The sequence below is a fragment of the Clostridium sp. AN503 genome (genome assembly GCF_040719375.1).
Taxonomy (GTDB): Bacteria; Bacillota; Clostridia; order Lachnospirales; family Lachnospiraceae; genus Brotaphodocola.
Genome location: NZ_JBFDTP010000001.1, coordinates 996,153 through 1,019,335, shown reverse-complemented (window position 1 = coordinate 1,019,335; position 23,183 = coordinate 996,153). Strand labels below are relative to the sequence as shown.

Here is a 23,183-nt window from a genome sequence, read left to right as displayed (position 1 = left end):
CCCTTGAATACCTGGTAAGCCTGGTAGGTGTGCCCGCTGGTAGCGGAATTGATCGTCAGGGTATACGTGTCCCCCGGAAGCTGCTGCCGCCGGTATCGTCATGGCAAATACCATGACAGCGGCCAGCATAATGCTCAGCCATTTCCTAAAACCTTTCATTTCCCTTTTCCTCCTTTTTCTTTTTGGGTAAATACTCCTGCTCTTTTCTTTTTATATAGAAAGCCGGAATAACACAGGCACAGTATTCCTGCCAGGTTTACTGGCAGCGTCCCGGTGCCTCCGGTCTTGGGCAGAACAAATGCGCTGGTGTTCTTAACAGTGATGGTCAGGACAAGCGGGTCTGTATTGCCCTCCTGACGGTCTGGCTTGACAGCCTCAAGATAGCCAGTGTCAGTTATCTGATAGCCTTCAGGTGCTCTTACTTCTTTTAATCTGTACGCACTCTCTGAAAGACCTTCCCAGGTGATGGTTCCTGAATCCCCGGTGGTGCGGATGTCAGCCAGATACCAGGTGGTGTCTGTACTGCCTGTATCTCCAGTGCCTCCCGCATTTCCTGTGTCACCTATACCCTCTGTGCCGATGCTCGTTCCCGGCTCTGCAAAAGTCATCGCCGGGCGCTCTGATTCACTCAGTGCCAGATACGCATCATATGCCGCATCGCCTTCCTGAATCTGATCGGATGCCAACGGACTGTAGAGCGCAAAAACTGCACCCGGGAGCAGGGTTGTCACGATCTTGCTGTCTGCCTTCTTCAGGAGAATGGACCAGCCAGGATAGCGGTTCTCGCAGTCGAGACGGATGGGAGTTGCATCCTGATGGTAGAAACTGACGCCGTTTGTTGTGCTGCCATGGAGCCGGAAGAACTGGTAGTCGGCGGATGGGGTGAGTTCTGCTATGGTATACTGGGTTCTGTCGGTCCAGTTCCAGTCTGTAGCAGTATCCTCCACCCACTCAATTGTACCGTCTGGCTGTGTCTGAGCCTTCCACTGCTTCAGGCCGGACAAAACTACCTGTCCAGATGTGTCGCCAGATTTTACAGTGACTGGGACTACCGTGAATGCAGGAGCGCTACTGCCTGAAAGTGCGGTCTTCACTGCATCCTCGTCGTTGTAATCCAGACCATCCAGTACCGGACCCTGGTGAATCAGGAAATGGAAGGTCTGATCCTGCCTGGCCGGGCTTTCCTCGTACTCCACAGAAATCAAACGCTTTTCCAGTATTGGTATCTCTGGTATCTTAACACCAACTTTCAACGGTGCACTTAACAGTTTTGGAGTCTCGCCAATCATAGAATAGCGATAACCGAAGCTGTTCCAGGCAATATCTCCCGCGTTGGCGTCACCGTCTATCCTTGCATTAAAAGAAACATGGATCTTTGCCTGTTCCGGGATAAATTCTTTATCCGTTACCGGCAGAATCATTATGCGCAATGATCTGGTATTTTCATTCACTGTCTCTGACCAGCCGCTGCCATTGCCTTCCCAATCCGCTTCTTCAAACTCAGTTCTATTCGTATACTCTACGGTATATTGAGTCAGATCAAGCTCAGTTTGTTTGCCATCCGGGTATTCAATCCTTACTGTCACATTTGGATCGTCTGCCGGTCTCACCTTAAACTGGCTTTCCCGGTAACTATCCGCAGAAAACGTGGCATGGTCTCCAACCTCCGGCAGGTTGTCAATAAAAGTCATATTCCCAATACTATACTTACCCGTATTATCATTGTTGACTGTAAGTGTATAAGTAAACTCCTTATTCTTACCAGGAAGAAGTATATAATTAATAAGCCCTGACGAATCGGTCCTATTAGTCTCGCCCTCAGGCATGTCCTTTTCTTCTACCGCTTTGTAGGAGCTGGTTGCATATGCTCCTGCAATCACGACCGGAGCGCTGTTACGGACACCAGCATTTTTTCCTGTTTCATCCGTCACATTCATCCCCTGTGTAACCCGGTCTGCCTCATAAATCTGTGTCGGCTTCTGGACAACATGGTTCGTGTATATTTTATAAGGTCTTTCATTTGTTTTGTTTACCGTAGAAACCGCCAGTTCCGCATATCCACCGGACAAAAGCTGATACCGTGGATCACTCATATGGATTTCCATAATCTCACGGTTACCTTCTTTATAAAAACGGAGTTGAAACTTTCCATACACGTGTGTCTCAAGCGTCGTTGATAACTCAGTCCACTGCGCATTTTCTTCAGATTCAGCTAATAGGATTTTGTACGTCTTACTACCATCTGTTACCTGAAGATAAGTTTGTTCTGCTTCTAATATTCGGTCTGTTATGGAAAATAGTGTTCCCTGTTTCTCCGGCTTAGTCCACTCCTTTCCCGTCATAGTATAGGAGGTATATTTAACATCTCCCGTAAAGATATAGGGATATTCCATAGTATCTTTTACCGTATAATCAATCAGCGGGACTTCCCCATTATTATGAAGCGTCAGCGTCCAGTTTATCTGATCAAGCGGTCCTGCTCCGTTGCTGTATGGGAGTTCTGTGCTCTCTGGCGTAGTGTATGAAGATGCCTTCTTAGTAATTCCCGGTATAATCCCTCCTCTTTCTACGGTCACAGATGACCTCAGCCATTCCTGACTCTCATCTGAATCCGGAATAGAAAAGCCTTCGCTCAATGCCTCATCATTGCTTATGATATCGCACAGTCCTATATTTTTATCCATGGTTTCTGTCATTACCCCACTGGGATCATCTGAATAATCATACGTCCTTCCAGTTACACCCTTTGCCGCATCTATGCCGCCTCCAGAATAATCCAGGTATGGCATGGCAATCGCATTTTCAGCATAATCTTCTGTCTCTGTTGCCTCTCCAACCCGGCACGTATAGGCAAAGCTAATCGCCTCTCCCTTTTCCAGAAAATAAAGGTTCCTATCCGGGTCATAATTGACACTTGCATTTTGGGGATAACCGCTTCCTTTCCCAAAAGTAAATGTCAGCTTTTGTCGCCCTGTCAATGTATTTTCCTGAGTCTGAACCGTAACCCTGGCACTTTTATAAGTTATCGATGCATTATTGGTATCCGTAAGCACACCAAACACTCTGTCTTTGTAGGGAATATAAGCCCTATAGTCTGTTACAACATAATTATTTCCACCATTATATCCGTTGTAAAAATCGTAAGGATCACTAAAAAGATACCCAATATAGCTTCTATCATCCGCCAAAGTAAATCCTTTAGGCAGCTCGTCCTGAATTTCTGTAAGGTACAGGCGAGTATTTCCACCATTATATAACTGGATATAATATGCTACTTTAGGCTGATTACCATCTTCATTAATATAATGCGTCCGTGTAGTTGTCCCGTAAAAGTCATAGTTACCGCTCCGACCAGAATAATGCCCTATACGATAAACACCTTTCTGAAGATATATTCTTCCCGTCTCTGCTAACTCGTGGCTGACCCGTCTCTGAATCCCGCCTATATAAAAGTCATTATATAGCAGTTTTCCTGCATTCACGGTAACATACGGATCCCAAACAGCAGCGTTTTCCGGGAATTGCAATTCCACATAAATAACAAGGCTTTCCAATGGGATGGTCAACTCGCCCCATTGAATTGTAAAGTATGTATTTTCCTCTGCCGTTTTCGAGATTTTCCCTGTAGAGTCCGTGTTTACAATATCCCAGACAAATTCTTTGTCAATCGGTGCTCCGTTTCTATCGGTATACCTGATCTTTACATTATCTTTTGTCCAGTTAAACTTTCCATGAGTAAAAGGCAGCACATCATACGCATCGGTCACTTTTATATCCGCCGTCACATTGCTGTACATATCCAGACTCAACTTATATCTGGCACTGCTCCCTTTTTTTATGATCGAATGGATGGCTGTCTGCTCGGGCTCCCCTTCAGGCGATACCACAATTTCCTTACCGAACTTAAACTCCGTTACATACAGTCCTGTATGGTCATATAAATAATCTGCCACTTTACCATTTAGCCAGACTATATTATTGATCCAATAAAGGGAACCTTCCGTTTTGTCCTCTTCTAACGCTTTTAAGTGTACTTTATAGGTTACTGTATGTGTATAATCCTCTGGTGTTAAGTTATGATAATACCAGGTGATCGTTGTCTTAAGCTGACCATCTGTACGCTGCAATTTTACGGTGTCTGCACAAAGAAGCGTCCCATTTTCATCCGTTCCAATCCAGACATTTTTATACTCACCATCTGCCCCTCCATCAGTTGTCAGAATATAATATTTTGACCCTTCTATCTCTTCAGGCGTAAGATCCTTCGCCCATTCAGACTCCTGATTGCGCTCCACCGGTACCAAAAGTTGCTGCGGTCCTGTTAGAAAGTCAATCAAAGGTAGACCATTGGTGTCCCCCTTTCCCCAGTGTCTCACGTTCAGTGTGTACTCAATGTTATCTCCCATCGCTAACACCATGTCATCCAAAATAGTGGTCCCTTTTACCGCAGCGCTTTTATCAATACGGAAATCTGCATACGCAGAACCTTCATACGTTGATGTAAGATACTTTTCTGCACCATTCTCAAGGTAAATCACTTTGGCTATATTTGCTCCGCTCCGATTTGCTTTATTAACGTCTTCTTCATGGTGCCAGGGTTCCTGTATAAACTGAAAGGTATCCTTCAGCGTAGTATACACTGGGAATTCCAACGTCTGCCCTGCATATAGCGGGATTCCGTCTAAATTCCATACAACATGGTAGGATGCATGATAAGTTACCAGATAACCAGCAGCATCCAGGGCAGCCTGAATGGATACACCTTCATCTGTCAGACTCAACGGATATACATTATCGGGCGAATCTTCCGTATTCCCGTTATGGTATATTTTTAAATTCAGTTCATTGCCTTCCCAAGCAAAGACCATTGTCGCTCGGACAGGTTTATCTCCCGCTTTTATCTCTTCGCCTAAAGAAGAATTCGCTGCCGTCACTGTAACCGGAGTTATTCCATCCAAAGCCGTCGCCGTTTCCAACTCCAGCTTTTGATATAGCGTTGCATCGGTAATTGTCAATTGCATATGTTTTCCAAACGATTCCGACCGGAACATTCTTACAATATCTTCCGGCCGGATATAGTAATCTTTAGGGATATTTGTATCCTCTAATGCCTTAAGTCCGTTGAATGTCAGACCTCCTTTATTTGCAAGGGCTATATTAAAATAAGCCTCAGCGCCCCTGTAGCGCTGTCCCATAGATGTCTTTTTTATTGTTATCTCACTTTTTGCCGGAGCGATAGGCAGTTCTACAGAGGTCTCAATAGTCACATCACCGGAATACATGTATTGCAATGTACAGGAAATATGGTTTGTCAAAGTCTGGTTTTCACCCCAACCATACGCCGGATCGTCTCTTGAAACCCGCAAATTTTGCGTATTGATCAATAGCGAAATGGTTTTTGTTGATATTTCCTGTTTTGTCGATCCGTTCAACCAATTCCAGCTCAAGATAACATTTTCATCAGATACCTCCAACTTATATGCCGCTGTATTTATATATGCATTTCCCTTAATCTGTGCAATTAGATACACAACATTATTATTCTTATAATAAAAGTTCAAATAATTATCATTATTTTTATCAAATTCTGCGTACCAGGCCCCTGACTGAATTGCGTCCAGAACCTCCTGTTTCCAATGCATACCATCCGGCAGCATTAAGGTATCTCTGTAGTGAACCGTGTGCACAAAATCCTTGCCATAGGCAGTATCCTGGCTGCCACTTCCTGACTGCACCACCAGATTCAAATCATATCCTATGGCTGCATCTCCGCCATTTACCACGACATGCAGCGGTCCACCTTCCGTACCGTCACCCCGAAGCGCCAGTCCATTCTGAAGCGCCATTCCGGTGGCTTTTTTCTCTACCGCAAAGGTATTTCGCACGGTGCCCCACTCTGTTTGTTGTGCAGCATCTCCGTCTTGTGTCAGACCGTTTCCAATAACGTCCGCTTCCTCTGCAGTCAAAATGGCTCCCCAAACCGTCAGAATTCCGCCTGCGGAATCAGGCGATGGATATGCCGGGGTGATTTCAAAAGATGCCGTACTACCGGTCTCAAGAGAAAATTCCAGATAATAAATTCCCTCCACATCACTTTCTCTCAGCGTCACCGGTATCGTTGAACCCTCCGGCCCTAATTCCAGCGTCTGGTCCACATCTATGCCAAAACTGCATGCTGGGTCAGATGCTTCCATGTAAATGCGGTATTGATACATTTTCTCATTTGTACCATGAGCATCTATCTGAAGATGAATGCTGTCTCCTGTAAGGTTTTCAAATCCTGTCTCGGTCTCTGTAGTTGTGACTCCCATTGAAAAACCAAATGACAAAATAGCATCCTCACCCCCTTCTCTCAACTCGATCTTTTCTTTCTGTAAGATGCCCCCCGTCTGAGGTGCATCTGTCAGTGCCGTATTCATAAATAATTGAGAATCCCAGACTTTGCAATTAGAAAATTCCTCTTTTACTTCCGCAATAGTCGTTCTTGTATTTATCCGGGCCAGCCTGGTACAACCATAAAATGCTCTGGTGCCAAACTCTGTTACCGTCTTGGGTGCAGCAAACGTCACTTCTGTCAGATCCTTAGCCTGGCAAAATGCATACGCTCCCACCTGCGTTACGGTTTCAGGTACTGTGTAAACAGCTATTTCCGGAGGACAATAAATAAGAGTTTTTTTGTCTTCCGTATAGAGCACTCCAACTTCATCTACATAATAGGTGCCGGATAACCCATTCAGCGCTTTTACGGGGCCATCGGTGATGCCAGATATACCTATGGCATTGTTCGGCTCAAAGAAAACCGACACTCGTTTCAATCCATTGAAAAGGGAGCCAGTCAAATGCTTTGTTTCTTTTCCTATCACCATCTCCGACTGTTCCGGAAGTTCTATAGAATCCGTCACCAGTCCTGCATCATCTGCTGCACGATATACCAGACGTTCTATGCTGCATCCGCTAAAGGCTTTACTGCCAATCGTTGTTATTGTGGTTGGAATTTCTATCTGCTTAAGTGCAATACAGTCAGCAAACGCCTTTGCTCCGATTGTTTCTACCTGTCCCAGATCCAACTTATTTAAAAACCTATTACTAAAAAATGTCTCCTCACCAATTTCTTTTACTGCACCTGGAAACTCCAGTTCTTCAATATTTGTGTTTCTAAAGACTCTTGCTCCGATTTTTCCGGCTTTTTCCGGATTGTCATTTGTAAAGATCAATTTATTTAATTTTCTTACAGCTTCATCATCAATTGCATCATCTTGTATTGTGATAGAGCCGGGAAGTATAAGCCTTTGAAGTTTCGCAAAACTATACCCGCTTGCAATTGCCTTTTTACGAAATTCTATGATACTATCCGGAAATTCAATCTCCCGTATTCCAGCCCAGTCTCTTATTGCCTGATAATCCAGAATAATCTCTCCGTCCTCCGGAAATATAGCCTTTGTTATTCTGTATTTATAATCTTCTAAATATCCATCTGCACCTTTGTCTGGACCTATGATTCCCTCTCTGGCATCCGTTTCCCATGTATAAATCACCGTATACTCCTGATTCGTCGCTCCCGGCTCCGAGGTCTCATACACACTCCACCGCAGCGTCTTATTCATAATCCCGGTATCCACCAACACTCCGCTTTCCGCCGCAAACACCGCCGGATACTCCTCCACAAAAAATGTCTCCAACTCCTCCAATTTCCCCACGTCTAACAGAGCCTGCTCGTCCTCGCTCAGGCTCTCCACTGCTTCCCTTATATCCACCACTTCCCGGTAAACCTCTAAAAGGAAGTCTCCCAGTTCTTCGCCTTCAAGCTCGCTCACTGCCGGAAGCGCATCGATCCGCTTCTGCAGTTCCTCCACCGACCACACCAAGTCCGCATCTGCGGGCGTGGCGTCGCTGGGTGTGGCTTCATCGTCAATGAGATCGTTTATCAAGTCCTCATCTGCATCGCTGGGCGTAGCCTCATCCTCCGGATCGCCTGATGTATCTGACTCCCCGGTTTGTTCGGTATTTTCCGTATTGCTCGGAGTGTGGAGGATCACGGAACTCGTATTCTTATTCTCTTCCTCCGGCTCCCCGGCAGGGTCCGTCTCTATTGGCATCGTTTCCGTCTCGTCGGGAATCTCATCTGATTCCTCCGATGGCGCTTTGGTCTCTGCCTTATCTTCCGACGATAATGTCGGTATAATCTCGGTAATCTGTCCGCCCTTTTCTGCAAGAGATGAAATATTTAAGGACACCACCAGTATTACACAAAGCCATCCCGCCAGTATTCTCCTCAGCTTTTTCATTTTCCCACTCTGCCACATGACTGTTCCCCTCCGTTTTTCTTATCTCTTTGTCAAATCCGGTAAATTGTTGCTTTTTTAACAAATTTAAGCCGACTTGTTTTTAACATAATCTAAATTATGTGACTGAAGAAAACATGAAAGGGGTATTTTTATAAAAGCAGGCGGTAAGTACAATTAATCCTGCTTATTTATCATGTAACAATTCTGATTTTTTTACCTTTTTTGTGACAATCAGTAATTTCAGAGAAATGATTTTGTTAAGGAAATAAATTTAGACGGATATTCTGGATTTTAGCTTGCGACAAATTTTTATATATAGTATAATAAAGGAAATAATTTCCATTTTTATATGTATTACCAGTCACATAATTTAGATTATGTGACTTTTTTATATCTGTACTCACATACCAGCCCCAGCCGCGACAAAAGCCTCACATGTTCATTGCCCGGCGTCGCCGTATAGATCCTTGTTGTCTCAATACTGGAATGGCCCAGGATCTCGGCCAGCCGGAGCAGATCTTTCCTGGCCCGGTAGAAGGTAAGCGCGAACAGGTGCCGGAGATTGTGGGGGAATACCTTCTTCTCATCGACGCCGGATTTCCTGCAAAGTTTTTTCATCTTACGCCAGATGACGCTGCGGTCAACGGCCTGCTTCCTGTTTGAGATGAAAACCGGCCCTTCTGATATTTGCTCCCTTTTGCAAAAGATCTTCAGCATCCGTATCAAGGGCCGGGGCAGAAAAACTATCCTGGTTTTTCCTTTGTTGCTGATATAAGCATAGCCTGCATTGACCGCCTTAACATCCACGAACCGCAGCTCCCCGACCCGGATTCCGGTGCTGCAGATTGTCTGCATGATCAGGCTCAGCTGGTCATCTCCCGCCTGCTCTGCACATTCCACCAGCCGCTCATATTCCCCTCTGGTCATAAAACGGTCCCTCTGGCAGAAGAAACTTTTCTGAACCTTGAACTGCCGCACCCTGCAGTCTTCCCATCCCATATACTGAAAAAAACGGTTTAAGGCCACAAGCATGGAATTGGCGCTTGATATCTGATAATTTTCCTGAAGATATTCTTTATATTTCAACACATCCCCTTTATCAAAATATTTATCGTCCGGCAGACCATCATAGAAACGCATGATATCCCGGATATATTTCTCTATGGTCAGTTTTGATTTTTCTTCCTCTCTCAGTCTGTCCCGGTATTCTTCAATCAGCTTTTGTTCCATTTTCTTCTTCATCTTTATGGCCTCCTCGCCTGTACTGTTATAACCACTATATATGAAATCCGGAAAAATGATCATGGTAATTTTTTCCAATAAAAGACTGCCTGACAACATTTTATCGCCCTACAGTCATATAAAAATACCTCCAAAACAGCGTCAGAATCATCTTCCCTGTTTTAGAGGTATCATTTCACTTCTATTCTTTTTCTTTACTTCCCTGCCACCACAAACTGGGCATTCTCGATCAGCGGTTCGCCGTCCACCTTAATGGTCAGATACAGCACGTCCATATTCTCGATAAAGGTATTCGCCACAGCCTGCAGCTTCATATCCTTCTGAGCGCCCTCCGGGAACTGGCTCAGCTCCAGGGTGCCTTTTTCCTTTAAGTTGCTGGTCACTTCAAAACCGGGGATCTTTACCATGCCGGGGCCGACTTCCTCGCTGCTGGGCTCGCCTGCTGCGTCCCATTTGACCAGAGTGGTTCCTTCATCCAGCACCTTATACTGGATCAGCAGGTCCACCAGGGCCTGAGCGCTCATCTCTTCCACCGCATCCATGGTACCTTCGATCTTGGTGCCGTCTTCGCTGACCGTATAAACAGAGATAACCTGCATATCCGGCGCTGAGAGATCCGGCATCCTGTCCGTAACCACGCCTGGGCCGCTGTCCTTGGTCGGCTTGACCGCCGCCTCCGTCTGCTTCACTTCACCGGTCTTATTCTTCTCCGAAGTCGGTGTACACGCAGCCAGGGATAAAATCATCATGGCTCCAATCATGCACATGATAGTCTTTTTCATAATTAAATGCCTCCTTCTAGTCTTCCTGACGCCTGCGAAACCATCGGTCCAGCTTCGCCAGCGCTTTTACCAGGCTTTCCGTCTCATCCTGTGTCAGGTCCTTTAAGATGGCGTCAATCATCTGACGGTGGAATTCCTCATGGTGCTGATATGCCCTTCTGCCCTTGTCGGACAGAGAAATATAGACTACACGCCGGTCTTCCTTACCCCGTTCCCGGTTCACGTAGCCTTTTTTTACAAGACTGTTCATAGCGATCGTCAGCGTCCCGACCGTCACCGACAGCAGCTTTGCTATGGTAGACATATTCTTCGGTTCGCCCAGGCCGATCGCCTGAATCACATGCATATCATTATTCGTAATATCCTGGTACTCCTGAGAGATGATCGCCTCTTCTTCCAGGGTCATCACATCCCGGAACAGATTCACCAGGGCGTCATTCAGCGTCGCATAAGTATCCACTTTTTTCCCTCACTACACATGGAGACAAAAGCTTCTCCATGATTATACATGATTTCCTTGTGTTCGACAACCTCATAATTATTAGGAAATTCTTACAAGGTTGTGAAATTTTCTAAGCCGTGCGTCCCATTACCCCATCGTCAGCCAAATACTCACCGCCACACCCACCGCCGTAGCAACAAGCGCGCCCGGCAGAGCGTACCGCGTCTTTTTCACCTTTACTGCCCCAAAATAAATGCTGACACAGTAAAATACCGTTTCCGTACAGCTCATCAGCACAGAAGCCGCCATCCCCAGCTGGGAATCCGGCCCGTACTTTCCAAAAACATCCAGCACCAGCCCCGTCGCCGCCGAGTTGGACACCAGCCGGACCAGGGTCAGCGGGATCAGCTCTGTGGGCAGATGCAGCCACCTTGCGGGGACTGTAAGCCAGCTTCCGATCGCGTCTAAAAGCCCGGACGCACGCAGCACGCCCACCGCAGTCATCAATCCGATCAGCGTCGGAAGGATACCTGCAACCGTCTTCATACCGCTTTTTGCACCCTCCAGGAAATCCTCAAACACCGGTCTCCCGGACAACAGTCCAAAACCAATAATATAACAAACCGTAAGTGGGATCAGGATTCGCGACAGCCAGACGATCATCGGCGCGCCCTCCAATCCATAAGCTTACAGAATACAACCGCTGCCAAAGTGGAACAGGTTGTGGCGATCAGCGCCGGTCCCAGCACTGCCGCCGGGTTGACCGAACCGTACTGGCTCCGGTAAGCGATCATATTGACCGGGATCAGCTAGGGATGATATATTTAAGATCAGAAACGTGCACATGGCGTTTGACGCAACCCGGCCGTCTTCTTTCCCTTGATACGACGGCTGCATTGCAACCCGGTCCCTATCTTTATCCTGATACAGCGGCTGAGTTGCCTCCCGACCGCCATTGCTTTCCTGATTCAGCACCTGCACCGCCTCCCAACCGCCTTCTGCGTCCTCGCACAGCGCCTGCATCGCCTCCAGCCCGGCGGGCGTCGCCGCCATGCCCAGACCCAGCATATTTGCAACCATATTGACTGCGATCGGCCGTCTGGCGGGATGATCCTTTCCGATGTCCGGGAACAGAAAACCCAAAAGAGGCTCCATCTTTCCTGTCAGCCATTCGATCAGTCCGGCCCGGTTTCCCACCTCCAGGATTCCGCACCAGAAGGACATGATGCCAAGCATAGTAATACCCAGGGTCACCGCGTCCTTTGCAGAATCGATCAGGCCCTGGGTCACTAAATCAAGATTTCCATTTGCCGCACCCCAGAGCATTCCTGCCAGTATCATAAAACTCCACAGATAATTTAACATACAAGCGCTTCTCTCCGCCTCTTTGTTTCCAGTCTATGGACAAAATCTCTGAATTATGACAGGCTCTATGATGCGGCACACTCTGATATCTGCCTCAGCGATAACAGGCGCTATGGCGGCGTCTCCCGAAGCTCGGGCTTAAATGGCGCCAACCAGGTCCTTCATCACCGCATCCACAGTCTCGATCTTATCCGCACGGTAAGCGTTGCTTCCGCAGAACAGCAGTGCGTCTGCCAGGTTCCCCTCCGCAGCATCGGACAATGCCTTGGTAATGCAGTATGGTATGTTCATCGGGTCGCAGTGCTCCAGGCACTGGTAGCAGTGGCTGATCTTCGCCCGCTCGCCCTTTTCCTTCCGCTCCGTGATCTTCTCCAGAAATCCATTTCTGATGGCGCGCCCAGGCATGCCTACGGGACTCTGGGTGATGACGATATCTTCCTTCTTTGCATCGATATATGCCTGCTTGTAGGACATGGGCGCATCGCACTCCTCGGTGGTGACGAATCTGGTCGCCACCTGAACCGCATCCGCTCCCAACTCTAAGGCGTGCATCACGTCCTCGTGGGTGTAGATACCGCCTGCGATGGCAACCGGAATATGCTGTCCATATTTCTCTTCATACTCTTTGACCACCTTCATGATCCCGCGGATCTCCTCATCGTATGCAGCCTGATCATAGGTTGTCGGAACGTCCACAGTGTCTGCGCCGTACTGGGTCAGCTGCTCCGGGGAAAATCCCAGATGCCCGCCTGCCAGCGGTCCCTCGATGACCAGCAGATCCGGGAGCCGGTTAAATTTCCTGTCCCACATCTTGCAGATGACCATAGCTGATTTGGCGGTGGAAACGATGGGCGCGATCTTGGTCTTTGCCCCTTCCACCAGCCCCGGCAGAGATACCGGAAGCCCGGCGCCGGAAATGATGATATCCGCTCCGGCCTTTACCGCCTCTTTTACATACTGGGCGTAGTTCCGGGTAGCCACCATGATATTGAATCCGATGATACCTTTTGGCGCGATCTTTCTTGCCTTGTCAAATTCGGTCTTGATCGCTTTTAGATTGGCCTCCATCGGCGCTTTTAAAAAGTCCGGGTCGCGAAACCCGATCTGCGCCGTGGAAATGATTCCGATCCCGCCTGCTTTCGCTACGGCTCCGGCAAGGGAAGAAAGGCTGATGCCTACTCCCATGCCTCCCTGGATAATCGGATATTTTGCTGTTAGATCACCTATAACTAATGGCTTTAAACTTTTCATTCCATTCTCCTGATAGCCGCCTGCGGACAAATGCCGCACGCTTACATATTGCGGAACCGTTTATAACGCTGTTCCTGGATCTCTTCCTTCGATAACTTCCCGTATTCTTCAAAGAACCTTACTATATTCTGGTCCATGATCTGTGCCAGCACCGGCATGGTCTTTGCACTGGCCGGTTCCTCCTCCGGGATAACCTGCTCGATCAGCCCCCGCTCATAGAGGTCCGCCGCCGTGATCTTCATCACTTTGGCTGCCTCAGGCGCTTTCTTGCTGTCTTTCCACAGGATGGAAGCGAAACCTTCTGGTGAAAGGATGGAGTAGATGGCATTTTCCATCATCCAAACCTCATTTGCCACCGCCATGGCAAGCGCGCCGCCGCTTCCGCCTTCTCCGATCACAATGGAAAGGACCGGAACGGTCAGGGCCGCCATCTCAAATAAGTTGCGGGCGATCGCCTCGCCCTGTCCGCGCTCCTCGGCCTCCAGGCCGCAGAACGCTCCCGGCGTATCCACAAAACAGATAACCGGCCTGCCAAAGGTTTCCGCCTGTTTCATCAGGCGCAGGGCCTTGCGGTATCCGTCTGGGGACGGCATCCCGAAATTGCGCTTGATATTTTCTTTGGTATTTCTGCCCTTCTGCTGTCCGATCACGGTCACGGGCATCCCGTGGAACGTGGCGATACCGCCTACGATCGCACCATCGTCATGGAAATACCGGTCTCCATGGAATTCTATAAAATCATCAAAGACCGCATCGATATAATCCGTCGCTACGGGGCGTTCTCCATCACGGGAAAGCTGCACCGTATCCCAGGCGCTTTTTCCACTTTTTTTCAGTCTCTGCAGACGGTTTTCCACAAATTCCTTACTGGTATATGTGGAAATCGCGGAGCCGCGCATGGAGCTTGCATCTGCTGTATCGCCTGCCAAACCAGCTTCACCGCTTCCATCGGCCGCACTCCCGGCCTCCGGCTTCTTATGCATCTTAAGGATCGCCGCCAGCACTTCCCTCTGTTCGCTCCGCTTTACGATCTTATCCACAAAGCCGTGCTCAAGCAGGAACTCGGAACGCTGGAAGCCCTCCGGCAGCTTCTGCCCGATGGTCTGCTGGATCACGCGGGGACCTGCAAAACCGATCAGTGCATTGGGCTCTGCCAGGATAATATCTCCCAGCATCGCAAAACTGGCTGTCACGCCGCCCGTGGTCGGGTCCGTCAGGACGCTGATAAACAGCTGTCCTGCCTCATGATGCTTCTCAAGGGCCGCCGAGGTCTTTGCCATCTGCATCAGGGACACAAGCCCCTCCTGCATCCTTGCTCCGCCGGAGCAGGCAAAGATGATCACTGGAAGCTGCTCTTTTGTGGCTCGCTCCACCATCAGGGTGATCTTCTCCCCAACGATATGGCCCATGCTGCTCATGAGGAACCTGGCGTCGCACACGCCCACCGCCGCCTCGAAGCCTTCGATCTTTCCCTTACCTGTGACAATGGCCTCGTTCAGCTTCGTCTTCTCTTTTGCCGCCAGCACCTTCTTCTCGTATCCCGGGAAATCGAGGGGGTTGGAGAATTCCATCTCTTTATTCCACTCCTCAAAGGTTCCCTCGTCGATCAGCATCTCAATCCGGCGGTATGCATGTACCCTGAAGTAACCGCCGCACTTGGGGCAGACATAATAATTGTTCTTTACGTCCTCCACATAGATCGGCTGTCCGCATTTATTGCATTTTCTCCAGAGGCCCTGAGGGATGTTGGGTTCTTCCTCCACCCCCTTTTTCTGGCCCCTGTGGTGAGTGTCAATCATGGTATATGTTTTTTTGAACATGTCTTTTAACATATGGTCTCTCCTTACCTGCCTGAAGCGTCAGACACTCCTGCTGCCATCCTTTTATTTACAGTATTCCGGGAAATATTTGGGGATAAAGCCTGTATCTACATCCCCCTCCTGATAGGCCGGGCTGCTTAAGATCTCAAACTGGAAATCCAGGTTGGTATCAATACCCTCGATGATCAGTTCTCCCAGGGCGCTCCGCATCTTGGCGATCGCCTCTTTGCGGTCCTTTCCGTGTACGATCAGCTTCATCAGCATGGAGTCGTAGTTGGCGGGGACCTTATAATCATTATAAATATGGGTGTCCACTCTCACTCCGTTGCCGCCCGGGATATGGATGTTGGTGATCAGCCCCGGACAGGGCATAAAGTTCTTCGACGGGTTCTCCGCATTGATACGGCACTCGATGGCGTGGCCGTTTACATGGATATCGCTCTGGGAAACACTCAAAGGCTCCCCTGCCGCCACGCGGATCTGCTCCTTGATCAGGTCAAGGCCGCTGACCAGCTCCGTCACCGGATGCTCCACCTGGATACGGGTGTTCATCTCCATAAAGTAAAAGTTCTTGTTCTTGTCCAGAAGGAACTCGATGGTTCCCGCATTTTCATAACCCACTGCTTTTGCAGCGCGGACTGCGGTATCGCCCATCTTCTGACGCAGCTCTTCTGAGATCGCCACGGAAGGGGACTCCTCAAGCACTTTCTGATGGCGGCGCTGGATGGAACAGTCACGCTCTCCCAAGTGCACCACATTGCCGTACTTGTCTGCCATGATCTGGAACTCGATATGTCTCGGCTTCTCCACGAAACGCTCCAGATACATGGTATCGTCGGAAAATCCCTTGATGGACTCCATCTGCGCATTCTGGAAGTTGGCCTCAAAATCCTCCACGCCGTAGGACACGCGCATGCCCTTTCCGCCGCCGCCTGAGGACGCCTTGATCATCACCGGGAAGCCGATGGTCTTTGCCAGCTCTAAAGCTTCCTCCACGGTGTGTACCGGCTCTTTTCCACCCGGTACCACCGGAACATCTGCTTCCATCATGGTCTTTCTTGCCGCGGATTTGTTGCCCATCTTATTGATGATCTCTGCGGACGGACCGATGAAGGTGATATTGCATTTCTCGCACAGCTCCGCAAACCGGGCATTTTCAGAAAGGAAACCGAATCCGGGATGGATCGCCTCCGCCTTCATCGCCACAGTTGCCGCCAGGATGCGCTCCATGTTCAGATAGCTCTGATTGGAGGGCGCCGGCCCGATGCAGATCGCCTCGTCCGCCAGCAGGGTGTGCAGGCAGTCCCGGTCCGCCTCGGAATAGACCGCTACGGTCTTGATGCCCATCTCACGACAGGCCCTGATGATTCTTACTGCAATCTCGCCACGGTTGGCGATTAGAATTTTCTCAAACATGGTGCACCTCTATCCTGCCTTTACTTACTGACCTACCACAAAAGTCAACTCTGCGGAAACTGCTACCTTGCCCTCCGCGTTGGTTGCGACTGCCTTGCCCACTCCGATCGGGCCTTTGCGCTTGATGATCTCACACTCCAGCTTCAGCCTGTCGCCCGGAAGCACCATCTGCTTGAACTTGGCGTTGTTGATGGAGCCGAAAAATGCGGTCTTGCCCTTGTTCTCCGGAAGGCTTAAGATCGCCACCGCTCCTACCTGCGCCAGCGCCTCAACCATCAGCACGCCCGGCATCACCGGCTGTCCCGGGAAATGTCCGTTAAACTGCGGCTCATTGAAGGTGATGGACTTATAACCCACCGCGCGCACGCCCGGCTCCAGCTCATCGATGAAATCGATCAGCAGAAACGGATGGCGGTGGGGAATGATCTCCTGGATCTCTTTTATACCTAATCTCATAATCTTTCTCCTGTAATCACTGTGATCAAATCTGTGAAACGGCTCAGCGGATGCGGAACAGCGGCTGTCCGAATTCCACCACGTCTTCGTTATTTACCAAGATAGCCTCTACCACGCCGTCAAACTCGCTTTCGATCTCGTTCATCAGCTTCATGGCCTCGATGATGCCGAGGACCTGGCCCTTCTTCACGGTGTCGCCCACTTTTACAAAGGCGTCTGACTCTGGTGAGGAGGATGCATAGAAGGTGCCTACTAACGGAGAGGTCACTACGTTGTCGGAACCGATATCCATGGAGGATGCGCTTCCGTCAGCATCACCTGCCGCACTGCCCAGGCCGTTGTTGTCAGCGCCTGCGTTTCCTGCCGGAACCTGCATTTCCATATGCTGCGGAGCCATCGGCATTGCCATGGCGCCCATCATCGGAGCTGCCGGCTGTGAGATCACAACCGGGGCCGGAGCCATATTTTTTTTCTTTTTCTTTTTCAGGACCAGTTTCTGGTCTCCTTCTTCATACTCAAAGCTGGTCAGGCCATTGTCTGATACCGCCTGGATCAATGTTACAATCTCATCTATTGTCATGGTCATATCCTCCCATTAACCTACAAACTTCTTTACCAGAAGGGTTGCATTGTGTCCGCCAAAGCCCAGGGAATTGGTGATGGCACAGTTCACATCCATCTTGACGCCCTCGCCTTTTACATAGTCCAGATCGCACTCCGGATCGTCTACGGTGAGACCTGCGGTCGCATGGACATATCCGTCCTGGATGGACTTCACACAGGTGATGAACTCCACGCCGCCTGCGGCTCCCAAGAGGTGGCCGATCATGGACTTGGTGGAATTGATCTTCACGTCCTTTGCATGGTCGCCTAAAGCCAGCTTAATGGCCTTAGTCTCAAACAGATCGTTGTGGTGGGTGCTGGTGCCGTGTGCATTGACATAGTCCACATCCGCCGGGGTCAGCCCCGCGTCCGCGATCGCCACTTCCATGGCCTTTGCCGCGCCGCTGCCGTCCTCCGCCGGGGAGGTGATATGGTATGCGTCACAGGTAGCGCCGTATCCGGCGAGCTCCGCATAGATCTTCGCGCCGCGGGCCTGGGCGTGCTCTAAGGATTCCAGCACTACCACGCCTGCGCCCTCGCCCATAACGAAGCCGCCGCGCTCTTTGTCAAAGGGGATCGATGCCCGCAGCGGATCTTCGGAGGTGCTGAGTGCCGTAAGTGCCGTAAACCCGGCTACGCCGATCGGAGTGATGCTGGCCTCTGTGCCGCCTGCCACCATCACATCCGCCTCACCGTACTGGATGGAGCGGAACGCCTCGCCGATGCTGTGGGTTCCGGTAGCACAGGCTGTCACGACGTTGATGCATTTACCTTTTAAACCAAACTGGATCGCAACATTGCCTGCCGCCATGTTGCTGATCATCAGGGGAACCAGAAGCGGGTTCACACGTGACGGTCCTTTTTCCAGAAGTTTTTTGTGCTCACGCTCGACGGACTGAAGGCTTCCGATACCGGAGCCTACGCTGACGCCGACACGGTATGGATCTTCGTTTTCGAGGTTTAAGCCGGAATCAGCCAGGGCTTCTTTTGTTGCAGCGACCGCATACTGGCAGAACTGCTCCATACGCTTTGCCGCCTTCGGGTCCATGTACTGCTTCGGGTCGAAATCCTTGACCTGCGCCGCCAGCTTTGCTTTGTAATCGGTGGTATCAAAATAGGTGATTGGCCCGATGCCGACTTTCTTTTCTTTTAAGCTGCTCCAAAATTCGTCTACGCTGTTTCCGATGGGGGTGATGGCACCCAGACCGGTCACTACAACTCTCCTGCTCATGGTTTTTCTCCTTTTTAATCGTTATTAATACATGGTCATCCCACCGTCTACGCAGAGGACCTGGCCGGTGATGTATGCTGCTTCTTCTGACGCTAAAAATGCTACTGCATTTGCGATGTCCTGCGTCGCTCCGAACCGCTTTAACGGGATCTGGGCTGTCATGGCTTCTTTTACTGCGTCGGATAATACGTCGGTCATCTCGGTCACGATAAAGCCCGGCGCCACCGCGTTGCAGGTGATCCCACGGCTGGCAAGCTCTCTTGCCACGCTCTTGGTCATGCCGATCAGCCCGGCCTTGGACGCCGCATAGTTGGCCTGGCCTGCATTGCCCATCACGCCTACCACTGACGCCATGTTGATGATCCTGCCGGATCTCTGCTTTAACATCTGGCGGGAAATGTGCTTGATGCAGTTAAATGCGCCTTTTAAGTTAGTGTTTATGACTGCGTCAAAATCCTCCTCGCTCATCTTCATCAGTAGGTTGTCACGGGTGATCCCGGCGTTGTTCACCAGGATATCCACGCGGCCGTACTGTTTTACCACGTACTCCATCAGCTCCGCCGCTTTTTCAAACTCAGCCACGTTGCACTGAACGGCCTCCGCATTTCCGCCTGCCGCTTTGATCTCGTTTACCACTTCCTCCGCCTTTGCGGCGGAACCGTTATAGTTTACGATCACGGTCGCGCCTTTTGCGGCGAGAGTTTTGGCTACCTCTCTGCCGATTCCCCGGCTGGCGCCGGTCACTACTGCGATTTTATCTGTCAACATCTGTTATTCCTCCATATTTCGGTGCGCTCCTCAAGCTTATGCGTTCAGCGCTTCCACAACCTTATCTACGTCTTCCAGCTTCTCTATGTTAAGAACCTTTGCGGTCCTGTCTATCTTCTTCATAAATCCTGCCAGGGTCTTGCCCGGCCCGATCTCGATAAAGGTATCCACTCCGTCTGCCAGCATCGCTTCCACGCTCTGCTGCCATCTCACGGAGGATGAAACCTGTTTCTCCAAAAGCGGTTTCACCTCGTCTGCGTCTGTCACATATGCGGCGGTGACATTTGCCACATAAGGGATCACAGGGGTGTGGACCTCTACATTTTTTAATACCTCGCCCAATTTCTCACCAGCCCCGGTCAGCATCCGGGAGTGGAATGGGCCGCTTACATTTAACATCACCGTGCGCTTTGCTCCGGCTTCCTTTAACTTCTCACAGGCAGTCTCAACCGCCTCTTTTTTCCCGGAGATCACGATCTGCCCCGGACAGTTATAGTTTGCGATCTGCACGCCGTCGATGTCCGCGATCACTTCCTCGATCGCAGCCGCGTCCATGGCGAGGATCGCAGCCATGCCGCCCTGTCCTGCCGGAACGGCCTCCTGCATCAGGATCCCTCTCTGTCTCACGGTCGCGATGGCGTCTTTTTCCGTCATCACTCCGGCAGCATAGAGTGCGCAATATTCACCCAGGCTTAAGCCCGCAGCCACATCCGGCCGGATGCCCTTATCTTCCAGCACCTTTGTCATGGCAATGCTGACGGTCACCATAGCCGCCTGCGTGTACTCGGTAATATCCAGCCTGTCATTTTCCGTAAAGCACAGCTCCGGCATGGAAAATCCCAGAATCTCACTCGCCAGGTCAAAGACCTGCTTCCCAATCTCCGTCTGCTCATAGAACTCCTGTCCCATGCCGCAGACCTGTGCTCCCTGTCCCGGGTAAATAAATGCGATCTTGCTCATCACTCTTATGCTCCTTTGTTCTTATTTCCTGCCCAGCAGCGTCTCCGCCTGGTCCATCATTTCCACAATCATTTCCTTGCAGGTCTGCTCTTTGTTCACCATACCTGCGATCTGGCCCGCCATCACGGTGCCGTTTACCACGTCGCCGTCCATCACTGCATTGCGCAGGGCGCCCAGGGTCAAATATTCCAGTTCTTCAAAGCTCTTGCCTTCGTTCTCCAGCTTGACATACTCTCTGGTCATCTGGTTCCGCAGGCAGCGCACCGGATGTCCATGGCTTCTGCCGGTCACAGCAGAATCGATATCCTTCGCTTTGATCACGCGGTCTTTATAGTTCTGATGCACGATACATTCTTTTGCCAGCAGGAAACGGGTTCCCATCTGGACTGCCTCTGCGCCCAGCATAAATGCCGCTGCAATGCCTCTGCCGTCGCCGATGCCACCTGCTGCAATCACCGGGATGGACACTGCATCCACCACCTGCGGTACCAGGGTCATGGTGGTCGCCTCGCCGATATGTCCACCGGACTCGGTTCCCTCCGCCACAACTGCATCTGCGCCGTACCGCTCCATTCTCTTAGCCAGCGCCACGGAAGCCACTACCGGGATCACCTTGATTCCAGCGGCTTTCCACATATCCATATATTTCTCCGGGTTTCCGGCTCCGGTGGTGACCACCTTCACGCCTTCCTCCACAACCACCTTTGCAACTTCATCTGCATGGGGGCTCATCAGCATGACGTTCACGCCAAACGGCTTATCCGTCACTTCTTTTACTTTTCTTATGTAATCGCGGATGACCTCTGCCGGTGCGTTCGCACCGCCGATCAGTCCCAGTCCGCCTGCTTCCGATACGGCTGCTGCCAGATGGTTCTCTGCCACCCAGGCCATTCCGCCCTGTATGATCGGATATTCAATTCCTAACAGTTCCGTAATTCTTGTCTTCATTTGGTTCCTCCAACAGCCTCTCAAAATCAGTCTAAGTCAGGGTCTGTGCCCTTTTTCAAAAGGAAGGTGCAGGGCATTAAGCCTCTACACCTTTTTCCTTCAAGTAGTTCATTACATCGCCAACAGTCAGCAGGTTCTGCAGGTCGTCAGACGGGATCTCAACAGAATACTCATCCTCAAGCGCCATAACCAGCTCGAATAAGTCCAGGGAATCCGCGCCCAGATCTTCTTTGAAGGAAGAAGCCTCGGTAATGGTATCAGCGTCTACGCTTAACTGGTCTGCAATGATCTCTTTCATTTTCTCTAACATGTTTTTGTTCTCCTTTTAATTTAAAATGTTTTATTTTTTATATTTTATAGAGAGGATAGCCTTACCTTCGCCCGAAGGCTTCTGTCTTGACTGTCGCTCTTAACTACCGTGATTTTTATGCGGCGCGGTTGCCGCTCAGCGATCTGGATGCTGCGGCTGTTCTGTGCTCTGGCCATCAGCTATTTCCAACTCCCCGTCTGGCGGCACATCACCACTCTAACAGGATCGCTCCCCAGGTCAGCCCGCCGCCAAAGCCTGACAGGATGATCTTGTCGCCTTTTTTAAGCTTCCCTTCCCGGTTCAGCTCGTCCAGCATGATCGGCACCGATGCGCCGGAAGTATTACCGTAGCGGTCGATGTTCATCGGAAACTTTTCCATGGGCTGCTTCAGCCGCTTGGCCATGGACTCAAAGATTCGGAAGTTCGCCTGATGCAGGACAAAATATTTGATGTCCTCGATATCAGTCCCGGTTTGTGTAAGTATCTGATTGATGCACTCCGGCACCCTCTTGACTGCAAACTTGAACACTTCCTGACCGTCCATGTACATATATCCAAGCTCCGGCTTCTTGCCGCTTAGGAAGTTGCCTTCCGACCTGGCTACACAGGACAACACCGGACCCTTTACTCCGTCTGAATGCATGATGCTGCGGATCACGCCGGTTTCCTCCGCCCGCACCACAGCCGCGCCCGCGCCGTCTCCGAACAGCACGCAGGTGCCCCGGTCGCTCCAGTCGGTGAGCTTGCTCAAACAGTCCGCGCCGATCACCAGCCCGGTCTTATAGATGCCCGCCTGGATGAACGCCTGGGCCGTGCTCAGTGCAAACACGAAGCCGGTACATGCCGCGCTGATATCAAACGCCGCAGCATTCACCGCCCCGATGGCCGCCTGCACCTCACAGGCCCCATTGGGGAAGCAGTAGTCCGGTGAGGAGGTCGCCAGCAGGATGATGTCCAATTCCTCCGGTTTTATTCCTGCATCCTGGATCGCCCGCTCTGCGGCCCTCACTGCCATTGCGCTGGTACCCTCATCCGCCGCAGCGATCCTTCTCTCACGTATCCCGGTCCTGCTTTGGATCCACTCATCACTGGTCTCCACTATCTTAGCCAAATCATCATTCGTAACAACCTGATCCGGCGCATAAGAACCGGTTCCAATAATTCTGCTTGTCATGCTTTCCTACCCGTTTTCTGTTAATGTTGAGATTTATTCTGAAATTAGTTTTAAACTCAAATGTTTTGATATTCAAAGTATTTATTTGTATTCTATAATAGAGAAGCGGGTTTTGTCAAGAAGAATTTCT

The 23,183-nt window shown here is 50.2% G+C and carries 17 protein-coding genes; all 17 read right to left on the bottom strand.

What is annotated here, in order from left to right; translation table 11 throughout:
• Positions 1 to 155: 155 nt before the first annotated feature.
• The 17 genes from AB1I67_RS04600 to AB1I67_RS04520 all read right to left on the bottom strand — a co-directional run bounded on the left by AB1I67_RS04600 (position 156) and on the right by AB1I67_RS04520 (position 23,053).
• Complete coding sequence (locus AB1I67_RS04600; RefSeq protein WP_367028639.1) at positions 156 to 8,303, bottom strand: leucine-rich repeat protein; 8,148 nt, start codon at positions 8,301 to 8,303, stop codon at positions 156 to 158.
• Between the two features lie 357 nt (positions 8,304 to 8,660).
• Entirely contained in the window at positions 8,661 to 9,527 is an 867-nt protein-coding gene (locus AB1I67_RS04595) for a tyrosine-type recombinase/integrase (protein ID WP_367028638.1), read from the bottom strand.
• Between the two features lie 194 nt (positions 9,528 to 9,721).
• Positions 9,722 to 10,309: a hypothetical protein gene (locus tag AB1I67_RS04590; protein ID WP_367028637.1), complete on the bottom strand. Its 588-nt coding sequence runs from the start codon at positions 10,307 to 10,309 to the stop codon at positions 9,722 to 9,724.
• Between the two features lie 16 nt (positions 10,310 to 10,325).
• A complete protein-coding gene (locus tag AB1I67_RS04585) occupies positions 10,326 to 10,769 on the bottom strand; it encodes a MarR family transcriptional regulator (protein WP_367028636.1) in 444 nt (147 codons plus the stop codon).
• Between the two features lie 129 nt (positions 10,770 to 10,898).
• Positions 10,899 to 11,414, bottom strand: a complete 516-nt coding sequence (locus AB1I67_RS04580; protein ID WP_367028635.1) for a nucleoside recognition domain-containing protein — start codon at positions 11,412 to 11,414, stop codon at positions 10,899 to 10,901.
• Positions 11,415 to 11,438: 24 nt separating this feature from the next.
• A complete protein-coding gene (locus AB1I67_RS04575; protein ID WP_367028634.1) occupies positions 11,439 to 12,116 on the bottom strand; it encodes a nucleoside recognition domain-containing protein in 678 nt (225 codons plus the stop codon).
• Between the two features lie 138 nt (positions 12,117 to 12,254).
• Entirely contained in the window at positions 12,255 to 13,367 is a 1,113-nt protein-coding gene (locus AB1I67_RS04570) for a nitronate monooxygenase family protein (RefSeq protein WP_367028633.1), read from the bottom strand.
• A gap of 41 nt (positions 13,368 to 13,408) precedes the next feature.
• Positions 13,409 to 15,199, bottom strand: coding sequence for an acetyl-CoA carboxylase carboxyltransferase subunit alpha (locus tag AB1I67_RS04565; RefSeq protein WP_367028632.1), 1,791 nt, complete (start codon positions 15,197 to 15,199; stop codon positions 13,409 to 13,411).
• 51 nt (positions 15,200 to 15,250) lie between these two features.
• Positions 15,251 to 16,603 carry an acetyl-CoA carboxylase biotin carboxylase subunit gene (locus AB1I67_RS04560; protein ID WP_367028631.1) on the bottom strand — a complete coding sequence of 451 codons (1,353 nt, stop codon included), beginning with the start codon at positions 16,601 to 16,603 and terminating at the stop codon, positions 15,251 to 15,253.
• A gap of 24 nt (positions 16,604 to 16,627) precedes the next feature.
• On the bottom strand, positions 16,628 to 17,059 hold the full coding sequence (gene fabZ, locus AB1I67_RS04555) for a 3-hydroxyacyl-ACP dehydratase FabZ (RefSeq protein ID WP_367028630.1): 432 nt from the start codon (positions 17,057 to 17,059) through the stop codon (positions 16,628 to 16,630).
• A 43-nt stretch (positions 17,060 to 17,102) separates the two neighbouring features.
• Entirely contained in the window at positions 17,103 to 17,639 is a 537-nt protein-coding gene (accB, locus tag AB1I67_RS04550) for an acetyl-CoA carboxylase biotin carboxyl carrier protein (protein WP_367028629.1), read from the bottom strand.
• A gap of 15 nt (positions 17,640 to 17,654) precedes the next feature.
• On the bottom strand, positions 17,655 to 18,893 hold the full coding sequence (gene fabF, locus AB1I67_RS04545; protein WP_367028628.1) for a beta-ketoacyl-ACP synthase II: 1,239 nt from the start codon (positions 18,891 to 18,893) through the stop codon (positions 17,655 to 17,657).
• A 24-nt stretch (positions 18,894 to 18,917) separates the two neighbouring features.
• Positions 18,918 to 19,661 carry a 3-oxoacyl-[acyl-carrier-protein] reductase gene (fabG, locus tag AB1I67_RS04540; RefSeq protein WP_367028627.1) on the bottom strand — a complete coding sequence of 248 codons (744 nt, stop codon included), beginning with the start codon at positions 19,659 to 19,661 and terminating at the stop codon, positions 18,918 to 18,920.
• A 36-nt stretch (positions 19,662 to 19,697) separates the two neighbouring features.
• Positions 19,698 to 20,621, bottom strand: coding sequence for an ACP S-malonyltransferase (fabD, locus tag AB1I67_RS04535; RefSeq protein ID WP_367028626.1), 924 nt, complete (start codon positions 20,619 to 20,621; stop codon positions 19,698 to 19,700).
• A gap of 21 nt (positions 20,622 to 20,642) precedes the next feature.
• A complete protein-coding gene (fabK, locus tag AB1I67_RS04530; RefSeq protein WP_367028625.1) occupies positions 20,643 to 21,569 on the bottom strand; it encodes an enoyl-[acyl-carrier-protein] reductase FabK in 927 nt (308 codons plus the stop codon).
• 76 nt (positions 21,570 to 21,645) lie between these two features.
• Complete coding sequence (gene acpP, locus AB1I67_RS04525; protein WP_367028624.1) at positions 21,646 to 21,879, bottom strand: acyl carrier protein; 234 nt, start codon at positions 21,877 to 21,879, stop codon at positions 21,646 to 21,648.
• Positions 21,880 to 22,087: 208 nt separating this feature from the next.
• On the bottom strand, positions 22,088 to 23,053 hold the full coding sequence (locus tag AB1I67_RS04520; protein WP_367028623.1) for a beta-ketoacyl-ACP synthase III: 966 nt from the start codon (positions 23,051 to 23,053) through the stop codon (positions 22,088 to 22,090).
• Positions 23,054 to 23,183: the final 130 nt, after the last annotated feature.